The sequence below is a fragment of the Actinomadura logoneensis genome (assembly GCF_003428695.1).
Classification (GTDB): Bacteria; Actinomycetota; Actinomycetes; order Streptosporangiales; family Streptosporangiaceae; genus Spirillospora; species Spirillospora logoneensis.
Window position 1 is genome coordinate 1 of the sequence record NZ_QURH01000307.1, and the last position, 9,415, is coordinate 9,415.

General features: G+C 73.5%; 10 protein-coding genes and 1 pseudogene. 6 read left to right on the forward strand and 5 right to left on the reverse strand.

Annotated features, from left to right (window positions below; genetic code table 11):
• The first annotated feature begins 360 nt into the window (after positions 1-360).
• Entirely contained in the window at positions 361-1,818 is a 1,458-nt protein-coding gene (locus tag DZF91_RS18825; protein WP_235834400.1) for a threonine/serine exporter family protein, read from the forward strand.
• A 160-nt stretch (positions 1,819-1,978) separates the two neighbouring features.
• Entirely contained in the window at positions 1,979-2,350 is a 372-nt protein-coding gene (locus tag DZF91_RS18830) for a luciferase domain-containing protein (protein WP_117358768.1), read from the forward strand.
• 158 nt (positions 2,351-2,508) lie between these two features.
• Here DZF91_RS18830 and DZF91_RS18835 read toward each other — a convergent pair whose 3' ends face one another.
• A complete protein-coding gene (locus tag DZF91_RS18835; RefSeq protein ID WP_117358769.1) occupies positions 2,509-3,741 on the reverse strand; it encodes a chymotrypsin family serine protease in 1,233 nt (410 codons plus the stop codon).
• A 384-nt stretch (positions 3,742-4,125) separates the two neighbouring features.
• Here DZF91_RS18835 and DZF91_RS42125 point away from each other — a divergent pair.
• Positions 4,126-4,536, forward strand: a pseudogene (locus DZF91_RS42125) (alpha/beta fold hydrolase); the annotation flags it as partial.
• Here DZF91_RS42125 and DZF91_RS42130 read toward each other — a convergent pair.
• Positions 4,426-4,758, reverse strand: a complete 333-nt coding sequence (locus DZF91_RS42130) for a hypothetical protein (protein WP_235834402.1) — start codon at positions 4,756-4,758, stop codon at positions 4,426-4,428. The pseudogene DZF91_RS42125 and the gene DZF91_RS42130 overlap by 111 nt on opposite strands.
• Between DZF91_RS42130 and DZF91_RS42135 the strand changes: the two genes are divergently transcribed.
• Genes DZF91_RS42135 through DZF91_RS18850 form a run of 3 tightly spaced genes read left to right on the forward strand, consistent with a single transcriptional unit; the run spans position 4,757 to position 5,952 of the window.
• Positions 4,757-4,981, forward strand: coding sequence for a hypothetical protein (locus DZF91_RS42135; RefSeq protein ID WP_235834403.1), 225 nt, complete (start codon positions 4,757-4,759; stop codon positions 4,979-4,981). The genes DZF91_RS42130 and DZF91_RS42135 overlap by 2 nt on opposite strands.
• Before the next feature lie 12 nt (positions 4,982-4,993).
• Complete coding sequence (locus DZF91_RS18845) at positions 4,994-5,533, forward strand: helix-turn-helix domain-containing protein (RefSeq protein ID WP_235834401.1); 540 nt, start codon at positions 4,994-4,996, stop codon at positions 5,531-5,533.
• Positions 5,458-5,952 carry a hypothetical protein gene (locus tag DZF91_RS18850; RefSeq protein WP_117358770.1) on the forward strand — a complete coding sequence of 165 codons (495 nt, stop codon included), beginning with the start codon at positions 5,458-5,460 and terminating at the stop codon, positions 5,950-5,952. The genes DZF91_RS18845 and DZF91_RS18850 overlap by 76 nt, the downstream gene beginning before the upstream one ends.
• A gap of 81 nt (positions 5,953-6,033) precedes the next feature.
• Here the strand turns inward: DZF91_RS18850 and kynU are convergent, their stop codons facing one another.
• The 3 genes from kynU to DZF91_RS18865 are packed head-to-tail and all read right to left on the reverse strand — an operon-like array spanning position 6,034 to position 9,238.
• A complete protein-coding gene (kynU, locus tag DZF91_RS18855; RefSeq protein WP_117358771.1) occupies positions 6,034-7,299 on the reverse strand; it encodes a kynureninase in 1,266 nt (421 codons plus the stop codon).
• Positions 7,296-8,324 carry a 4-hydroxy-2-oxovalerate aldolase gene (gene dmpG, locus DZF91_RS18860; protein WP_117358772.1) on the reverse strand — a complete coding sequence of 343 codons (1,029 nt, stop codon included), beginning with the start codon at positions 8,322-8,324 and terminating at the stop codon, positions 7,296-7,298. Before dmpG ends, kynU begins: the two co-directional genes overlap by 4 nt.
• Positions 8,321-9,238, reverse strand: a complete 918-nt coding sequence (locus tag DZF91_RS18865) for an acetaldehyde dehydrogenase (acetylating) (protein ID WP_117358773.1) — start codon at positions 9,236-9,238, stop codon at positions 8,321-8,323. Before DZF91_RS18865 ends, dmpG begins: the two co-directional genes overlap by 4 nt.
• Positions 9,239-9,415 lie beyond the last annotated feature (177 nt).

A 9,415-nucleotide genomic window follows, 5' to 3' on the forward strand; every position in this document is an offset into this window, starting at 1 on the left:
GGGGCAGGGCCGCGGCGAGCGGGAGCGCCGCGGTGAGCGCGGTGGCCGCGGCGGCGGCGCGCCGTCGGGGTGCACGTGGCATGGGGGAAACTCCGGGGTCCAGAGGAGGGGGGCTCGGGCGTGGCCGGCCGAGGGGTCCAAAAGGTAATCAGGCACTGATTCGGGCCCTCCCTAGCTACACCACCGCCGACTCACCCGGCAATACCGGCTCGACCGCCACATCAGCCGCAGACGCGGCGGCGCGTCCCGATCGCCGATCATGGGCGGGCAAAGAGTCGGTCGCTCCCCCGCGTCCCGGCCGCCGCGCCCGGGCCGCGCGCCTTAGCGTCGCCGCAGGTCGCAGCGGAGTCCGGAGGGTCAGTGGACGAGGAGTACGGCGAGGCCGGCGGCCCCGCCGAGGCCGACGCGGCCGCGACCGGCGAGGGCGAACCGCTCTGGGCCGACCCGGAGGAGACCGGCCCGCCCGCCGCGACCGGCACCGGCGAGAACCCGCTGGCCGCGATGGAGGCGGCGCTGCGCGGCGGGCGCGAGCCCGGCGTCGGCACCGACGCCTACGCCACGCTCGACCTGGCGCTGCGGGTCGGCGAGCTGCTGCTCGCGGGCGGCGACACCGCCGAGTCGGTGGACCTCGCCATGGCACGGATCGCGCGCGCGTACGGGCTGCCGCACACCGAGAACAACGTCACGCTCGCCGCCGTCGGGATGTCCTACATGCCGCGCGGCGACCGTCCTCCGGTGACGGCCGAGCGGCGCGTCCGGCGGCGGACGCCGAACTACACCCGGCTCGTCGCCGTGGACGGCCTGGTGCGGGAGGCCGCGGCGGGCCGGCTCGGCTTCCAGCAGGCCAAGTTCCGGCTCAGCGACATCATCGGCCGCCCGACGGCCTACCCCGGGTGGGCGCAGGCGGTCGCGCTGTCGGTGCTGGGCGCGGCGGGCGCGGTGCTGGTCGGCGGCGACGGCTCCGCGGCGCTCGCGGCCTTCGCGGCGACCATCCTCGGCGACCGGACGGGCGCGATGCTCGGGCGCCGGGGCATCACCGACTTCTTCCAGATGGCGCTGGCCGCCGCGATCGGGACGCTGGTGACGGTGCTCCTGGTCGCCACCGACGCGCCGGTGCCGTCCGGGACGGTCATCATCGGCGTGGTCATCGCGCTGATCCCCGGCCGCGCGCTGGTCGTGTCGATGCAGGACGGCATCGCCGGGGACCTGGTCACCGGCACCACGCGGCTGGTGGAGGTACTGTTCATCATCATCGCGATCCTGAGCGGCATCGGGTCGGTCACCTACGTCGCCGCCCGCAACGGGGTGCCGATCTCGCTGGAGCACCTGCCGACCGCGCCGACCTCGGTCGCCGCGCCGCAGACGCTCGGCGCGGGCGCGATCGCCGCCTCGTTCGCGGTCTTCCACCTGGTGTCGCGGACGCTGCTGCCGCCGGTCGCGCTCGGCGGGATGCTCGCCTGGGCCGTCCTGGTCGAGATGCGCGGCCTGCACCTGCCCGCGGCGCCCGCCACCGCGATCGCCGCGACCGTGGTCGGGCTGCTCGGCACCGCCTACGCGCGGCTGGCGCACGTCCCGGCGCTGGTGTGCGTGACGCCGTGCATCGCTCCGCTGATGCCCGGGACGCTGATGTACCGGGGGATGCTGGAGCTCACCACGGGACGGACCGGCCCCGCGGCGCTCGTCCTCGCCGAGGCGCTCGCGACGGCGCTGGCGATCGGCGCGGGCGTGTACATCGGCGGGGAACTGCTCCGGGTCGCGCGGCCGGCCCGGCGCGTCCTGCGCCCGCCCCGCCGCGTCCGCGACTCCCGTCCCCAGTGACCCGGGAGGGCGGTGTCCGGGCACGTGACGAGCCGTGCGCCGCGGCACCGCGGGCGTAACGATTCCGACTCGGGCGGTTCCCACGACCGCCGCGCGGCGGGACCATGCGAGCGTGGCAGCCAACGGGAGTGGCGCGACTACAGAAAGCAAGGTCACTGACATGGCGGACACGGCCGGAGAGAACGGCGGCCGACTCCTCGAACAGGTCGGCTCCTGGCCCGACGTCGCGGTGGTGCGGGCCGACTGCGGGCTCGGGTCCGCCCTGGCGGCGGACGGACGGCAGGTCCTGCACCTGCACGGCGGGGACGAGGCCGAGTTCCGTCTGACCAGGCCCGTCCTGGAACGGCTCGGCGCCGCACTCGCCGGTTCCGGCCGCGTCAGGGTGCGGCCGGGCGGCGAGTGGGTCGCCGTCCGCCTCGACACCGACTCCGACATGGCCCTGGCGCTGTCGCTGACCAGCGTGGCGCTGAAGGCGACCACCGGAACCCGGGCCCCGTCCCCCTGCGGCGCTCTCGCGGACGTGCCGGGCTGAGAGCGTCGGAAGCCGCCCGGAGTGCCGTGTCATCGACACCGACGTGCTGAGGACGAGCATCTACCGGATCCGGCCGGCCCGCCCGCCGGCCGGCCGGATCCTCGTCTACGCCGACGGCTCCCCGGTTCCCGTGACCCGCGGGCGGGCCTGACCGACCGTCAGCCCGTCTTCGCGGAGATCCCGAAGTCGCGCCAGGCCGTGCCGAAGTCCTGGTAGTAGAACGTGGAGCCGTCGTGGGCGGTGACGGTCCCGTTGGCCACGACGTTGTAGTCGCCGCTGAGCGAGAAGACCGGTCCGCCGCTGTCGCCGCCCTGGCTCGGAAGTCCGCCGTCGGTGCGGCGGGCGACGATCAGGTCGGAGTAGTACTCGGTGTTGCCGTAGGCGTCGCGGTACCAGCCGCCGTAGCTGAAGTTGGACGTGTTCTGGATGCCGCAGACGGCGCCGCTGGTCGACCCGGACTGGCAGACCCACTCGTTCGCGTACACCCAGTCCCAGCCGACGACTCCCTTGGTGAAGTCGCCCGCGGAGCTGCCGTCCCAGATGCGCCCGGCCGAACTGGCGTTGATGAGGAGCAGGTCGTGCCCGACGTTCTCCTGCGCGCCCGTCCCGATCCACAGGCCGGTCCCGTCGGTCGTCCATGAGCCGTTGTGCCAGCCGCCTCCGGTCCGGCCGCAGTGGCCGGCGGTCAGCAGGTAGCTGTTCCCGCCACCGTCGGAGACAGCCCACCCGGCGGTGCACCGCGCGTGGTTGTCGTCGTTGAGGATGGCGCCGCCCCCGTAGTAGGGCGCGTAGTCGTCGTACCGGCCGTCGAGGCCGGCGACGCCGCCGTCGACATAGCTCACCGGAACGCCGGCGAGGGTCGGGGGCTGGGCCGCGAGCGCCTTCGCCCTGTCCTTCGTCGTCAGGACCAGGCCGTCACCGGTGAGCGACCCGGAGACCTGGCTGATCGGATACGCCGGGTCCTTCTTCATGGCGGCCAGCACGCCGGCCGCCGCCGCTCGCAGTTCCCGCTGCGAGTAGCGGGCCGGCTTCACCTCGACCGCGGCGGTGCCGCGCGCCTTCCCGACGGCCTTGTTCACGGCCGCGGGGAGCTTGCCCTTCCACCACAACTGCACCGAGTGGGGTTGCAGGACGATACCCGCGTACCCGCCGCGCCCCGATTTCTCCACCGCCCAGGAAATCTTGGAGGCGGCCTCCTTCAGCGGTACCTGGTCGTGCATCTTCTGCCGGATGTCCGCGGGAATGTGGCCGAACGGGACCGACTCGACGGTGTTCTTGCCCCCGCCGGGCGCCTGGTCCGCCCCCGCGGGCGCCATGCCCGTCACCGCCACGCTCAGCACCGCCGCGCCCAAGACCCCGACGAACCGTGCCGAGCCGCGCTTGTTCCCCATGGTTCCCCTCACGTAGACCTGTGGCCAAGCGAGAGTATTGATGGAGTTAAAGACGAGATCAATGCATATCGTCCAGGCGTGCGTCATTGTCCGAATATGGACGCCGAACTTGCCAGGGGGCGGACGCCGCGTACGCTGGGTCCGGTTTAGGAATAACAAAGACGACGCGTCGGCTCGCCGTTCACGAGCCGTTATCCCGTATTGGCGGAGAATTCAAGGAGATGTAGCGAAGGGATTCACGCCGACACGTTCGGTCAGCGACCGGACATAGCGGTTCCGAAAGTACCGGAGCGTCCGACGCCGTCATTCTCCCGCTCGACAGGCGGACGGCATGGCCGCGGCGGGTTGACCCTGACGCAGGGTCAACCTTCCAGCATGGTCGGCATGACCACGGACGAGCACTTCACGATCCACCATGACGGCGTCACGATCCCGGTGTCCCGCGGCGGCCGGGGACGGCCGCTCGTCCTGTGCCCGGGACTGAACTCGACAACGTCCGACCTGCACGAACTGATCGGGCTGCTGCGGCGCGACTTCGAGGTGGTCACCTTCGACCTGCGGGGCCACGGCCTCTCCTCCGCCGCCGACCGGTACTCCTTCGCCGCGTTCCTCAGCGACCTGGACGCGGTGATGACGGAGCTGGAACGCCGCGGCCTGCCGTCGCCGCCCGTGCTCGCGGGCTACTCACTGGGCGCGGACCTGGCCGTGCACCACGCCTCGGGGCACCCCGACGCCGTGGCCGGACTCGTCCTCATCGACGGGGCGAACCCGGTGCCGGAACCCTTCCTCACCGAGGACCTCCTGCCGGAGTTCCGCGCCATGTGGGAGGCCATGGCGGCGGAGCAGCGGGCAGCGTGGGGCACCCCGCGCCAGGTGCTGCTCACCGCCCGGGAGATCCTCGACCTGAACGTCGAGATCGACGGCGTCCGGGCCGGGATCCTCGACCGGTACCGGACGATCGACCGACCCATCACCGCGATCATGTCGACCTCGATGGCCGGCCATCACCGCGATCATGTCGACCTCGATGGCCGGCGACGGCGGCGCGGGGCCCGCGGCGTGGCTCAACCGGAACTGGCGCGCAGGCGTCGAACGGCTCGTCCGCGAGCATCCGCGCGTCGCCGCGTCCTGGCTCGACGCCGACCACGGGCTGGTCTTCACCCACGCGCCGGACATCGCCCGGATCATCCGGGACAGGTTCGGCGACGCGGGCCGGGGCGGCTTCCCGGACGTGGCGTAGGAGACTGGTCCGGTGCTGACCATCGGGGAGCTGGCGTCGTACGCCGGCGTGACGGTGCGCGCGGTGCGGCACTACCACGCCAAAGGATTGCTGCCGGAGCCGGAACGGGACCGCTCGGGCTACCGCAGGTACGGCGCCGACGCCGTGGTCGAGCTGGTCAGGATCCGCACCCTCGCCGAGGCCGGGGTCCCGCTGGCACGGGTCCGGGAGCTGCTGCGGGCGGGTGAGGAGGAGTTCGCCGCGGCGGTCGCGGAGATCGACGAGCGGCTGCGGGCCGAGATCCGGCAGCGGCGCCTGCACCGGGAGCGGATCGCCCGGCTCGCGGCCGGGGACCATCTGGCGCTGCCGGCGGAGGTGGTCGAGTACCCGCCACTCCGAGGGACGCACCGGCTGGTCCTCGGCACTGACGGTTCGACGGGCGTCGAGATGACGGCGGGTTACGGTGACAGCCGCAATTCATCCCGAGGAGGTCCGGAATGGCAGACGAAACGCCGATCACCGACGAGCGCGATCCCGCGACCGTCGTCACCGGGATGGTCGACCACGTCCTGAGCCTCGCCGCCACCTGGACGGCGTGGGACGGACGCCCGGTCCGGGCCGACGACCGGGTGTACACGCCGCACAAGGCGGTCCGGCGGGTCGCCGACCACATGGTCGACCATCTCGCCGAACTGGAGGCACGGCTGGCCGGGGAGCCGACGATCCCGGACCGCTGGCACGCCTCGGCGAGCACCACCCCGGGCGATCTGGCGCCCTTCACCGACCAGGACCTCGACGAGGCCGGGAGCCGGCTCACCCGGCTCGGCCGGATCTGGGCCGTCCGGCTGGACGCGCTGACGCCCGAGCAGCTCGACCACTCCCCGGGAGAGGGCTGGACGTTCCGGCAGATCGCGTTCCATGTGGCGGAGTCGATGTACTACGCCGACTCCGTCGGGGACCTGACGGCCGTCGGCTCGACCCCTCGTCCATGAGACGGCCCGGATCCGCGGAGGGCGCGTCGCGGGCGCCCTCGGCGGAACCGGGCCGCCGTCACGTCGGCGGCCGGGCCGGTCTCAGGTGAGTTTCGCCAGGGCCTCGGCGGCGCGGTGGCAGTCGTGGAAGGTGCAGTAGAGCGGGACGGGCGCCAGGCGCACGATGTCCGGCTCGCGGGCGTCGGCGATGACGCCCGCCTCGGCCGCCAGGGCCTTCACCAGGCCGCCCGCGTCCGGGGTGCGGAGCGAGAGCTGGGTGCCGCGGTGCGCCGGGTCGTCCGGCGTGATGACCCGCACGCCGCCGAGCGGTGCGAGCCGTTCGGCGAGGTAGGCCGTGAGGCGCTCGCTCTTGGCGCGCAGCGCGGCCATCCCGACCCGGTCGAAGATCTCCAGCGAGACCAGCACCGGCGCGAGGGCGAGGATCGGCGGGTTCGACAGCGCCCAGGCGTCCGCGGTCGGCGGGTGGTCGACGTCGGGGTCCATCCGGAAGCGGATGTCGGCGCGGGTGCTCCACCAGCCGGACAGCCGGGGCAGCGAGGTGTCGCGGACGTGCCGCTCGTGCACGAACGCGCCCGCGACCGCGCCGGGGCCGCTGTTGAGGTACTTGTAGGTGCACCAGGCGGCGAAGTCGACGTCCCAGTCGTGCAGGCTCAGCGGGACGTTCCCGGCGGCGTGCGCCAGGTCCCAGCCGACCACCGCGCCCGCCGCGCGGCCCGCGCGGGTGATCGCGGGCATGTCCATGAGCTGGCCGGTGAGGTAGTTGACGCCGCCGAGCATGAGCAGCGCGACGCGGTGGCCCTCGCGGTCCAGGAGGTCGAGGACGTCCTCGGTGCGCAGGGTGTCCTCGCCGGGCCGCGGCCTGAGCCGGACGACCGTCTCGGCGGGGTCCAGCCCGTGGTGGACGGCCTGGCTCGCGACCGCGTACGAGTCGGACGGGAACGCCGAGTCCTCGATGACGATCCGGGTCCGCTCCCCCGCCGGACGGTAGAAGGTGGCCATCAGCAGGTGCAGGTTGACCGTCAGCGAGTTCATCGCGACGACCTCGTGCGGGAGCGCGCCGACCAGCCGCGCCGCGGGCTCGGTCAGCAGCTCGTGGTACGACACCCAGGGCCGCCGGGCCTGCGTGTGGCCCTCCACGCCGAGCCGGGACCAGTCGGTCAGCTCCTCGGCGAGCCGCGCGGCGGTCGCCTTCGGCTGCAGGCCGAGCGAGTTGCCCGCGAAGTAGGCGGCCTCCGGGTAGGGGCCGCCGGGCGCGGGCGGGATGAGGAACTCGTCGCGCAGCGTCGGCAGCGGGTCGGCCGCGTCGAGGCGGCGGGCCCGCTCCTCGGCGGTCGTCTCCGGGGTCACTTCCGCTTCCCTTCGAGCAGGTCGAGCGCGACGTCCACGATCATGTCCTCCTGTCCGCCGACCATCCCGCGACGGCCGACCTCTACCAGGATCTCGCGGGTGTCCAGGCCGTAGCGGCGGGCGGCGTCCTCGGCGTGCCGCAGGAAGGACGAGTACACGCCCGCGTAGCCGAGCGTCAGCGTCTCCCGGTCCACCTGGACGGGCCGGTCCTGCAGCGGCCGGACGATGTCGTCGGCGGCGTCCATCAGCCGGAACACGTCGCAGCCGTGCTTCCACCCCATCAGGTCGGCGACCGCGACGAACGCCTCCAGCGGGCAGTTCCCGGCGCCCGCGCCCATCCCGGCGAGCGAGGCGTCCACGCGGCGGACGCCGTTCTCGACGGCCACGACCGAGTTCGCGACGCCGAGGCCGAGGTTGTGGTGGGCGTGGATGCCGATCTCGGTCTCGTCGGACAGGACGTCCCGGTAGGCCCGGACCCGGTCTCGGACGCCGTCCATGGTCAGCCGTCCGCCGGAATCGGTCACGTAGACGCAGTGCGCGCCGTAGGACTCCATCAGCTTGGCCTGCCCGGCGAGCGTCTCGGCGTCGGCCATGTGCGACATCATCAGGAACCCGGCGACGTCCATGCCCAGCTCGCGGGCGGTGGCGATGTGCTGCGCGGAGATGTCGGCCTCGGTGCAGTGGGTCGCGACCCGCACCGACCGGACGCCCAGCTCGTGCGCGCGCCTCAGCTCGGCGATCGTGCCGATGCCGGGCAGCAGCAGGGTGGTGAGCCGCGCGTTCGGCATGACCTCGGCCGCCGCCGCGATCCACTCCTCGTCCAGGTGCGCGCCGGGACCGTAGTTGACGCTCGACCCGGCGAGGCCGTCGCCGTGCGCGACCTCCACCGCGTCCACGCCCGCCGCGTCCAGCGCGGCGGCGATCTCGCGGACCTGGTCCACGGTGTAGCGGTGCCGGATGGCGTGCATGCCGTCCCGCAGCGTCACGTCCTGGACGTAGAGCTCGACGCTCTCTCCCGCAGTCACTGGACCGCCAGCCTTTCTGCCACGCGCAGCGCGGCGGACGTCATGATGTCGAGGTTCCCGGCGTAGGCGGGCAGGTAGTGCGCGGCGCCCTCGACCTCGAGGAACACCGAGACGAGGTTCCCGGGGCCGCCGCCCGCCAGCGCGGCGAGGGGGTCGGCGCCGTCCAGCGGGCGGATCTGCACCTTCTGCTTGAGCCGGTAGCCCGGCACGTACGCGGCGACCTCGCCGACCATCTTCTCGACCGACGCGGTGACCTGCTCGGGGTCGCAGTCGCCGGTCACGCAGTAGACCGTGTCCCGCATGATCAGCGGCGGCTCCGCGGGGTTCAGCACGATGATCGCCTTGCCCCGCGCCGCGCCGCCGACCTCCTCCAGGGCGCGCGAGGTGGTCTCGGTGAACTCGTCGATGTTGGCGCGGGTGCCGGGTCCGGCCGACCGGGACGCGATCGACGCCACGATCTCGGCGTACCGGACGGGCGCCACCCGGGACACGGCCGCGACGATCGGCACGGTCGCCTGGCCGCCGCAGGTGACCATGTTGACGTTCGGGGCGTCCAGGTGCTCGTCCAGGTTGACCGGCGGGACGACGTAGGGGCCGAGCGCCGCCGGGGTCAGGTCGACGATCCGCTTCCCGTACGGCGCGAGGACCTCGGCGTTGTGCCGGTGGGCCTTGGCGGACGTGGCGTCCAGGACGACCCGGACGTCCGCGAACTCCGGCATCGCGACCAGGCCCTCGACGCCCTCGTAGGTCGTGGCGACGCCGAGCCGGCGGGCCCGGGCCAGCCCGTCGGAGTCCGGGTCGATCCCCGCGAGCACCGCGACGTCGAGCAGGTCCGACGTCCGGAGCACCTTGATCATCAGATCGGTGCCGATGTTGCCCGATCCGATGATCGCGACGCGCTGCGCGTCCGGCATGGCTCCAACTCCTCTCCAGGGGTTCCGGCGCGGCGGGCGGCGGCGAACGCCGCGGTGGTCCGCGCGCCGAGGGCGGTGGCGTCCGGCCGTGTCCCGGAGCGGGGGGCCGGTCGCCGGTCGTGCAGGGTTCCGGGGTGGGACGGGGCGTCCACCGGGTGCGCCGCGCCGGGCCGCGCG

Coding starts and splice junctions, on each gene's coding strand:
- DZF91_RS18850 (WP_117358770.1), top strand. CDS start 5,458: ATGGCAGACGAAACGCCGATCACCGACGAGCGCGATCCCGCGACCGTC.
- DZF91_RS18835 (WP_117358769.1), bottom strand. CDS start 3,741: ATGGGGAACAAGCGCGGCTCGGCACGGTTCGTCGGGGTCTTGGGCGCG.
- DZF91_RS18830 (WP_117358768.1), top strand. CDS start 1,979: ATGGCGGACACGGCCGGAGAGAACGGCGGCCGACTCCTCGAACAGGTC.
- DZF91_RS42130 (WP_235834402.1), bottom strand. CDS start 4,758: ATGATCGCGGTGATGGCCGGCCATCGAGGTCGACATGATCGCGGTGAT.
- DZF91_RS42135 (WP_235834403.1), top strand. CDS start 4,757: ATGTCGACCTCGATGGCCGGCGACGGCGGCGCGGGGCCCGCGGCGTGG.
- DZF91_RS18865 (WP_117358773.1), bottom strand. CDS start 9,238: ATGCCGGACGCGCAGCGCGTCGCGATCATCGGATCGGGCAACATCGGC.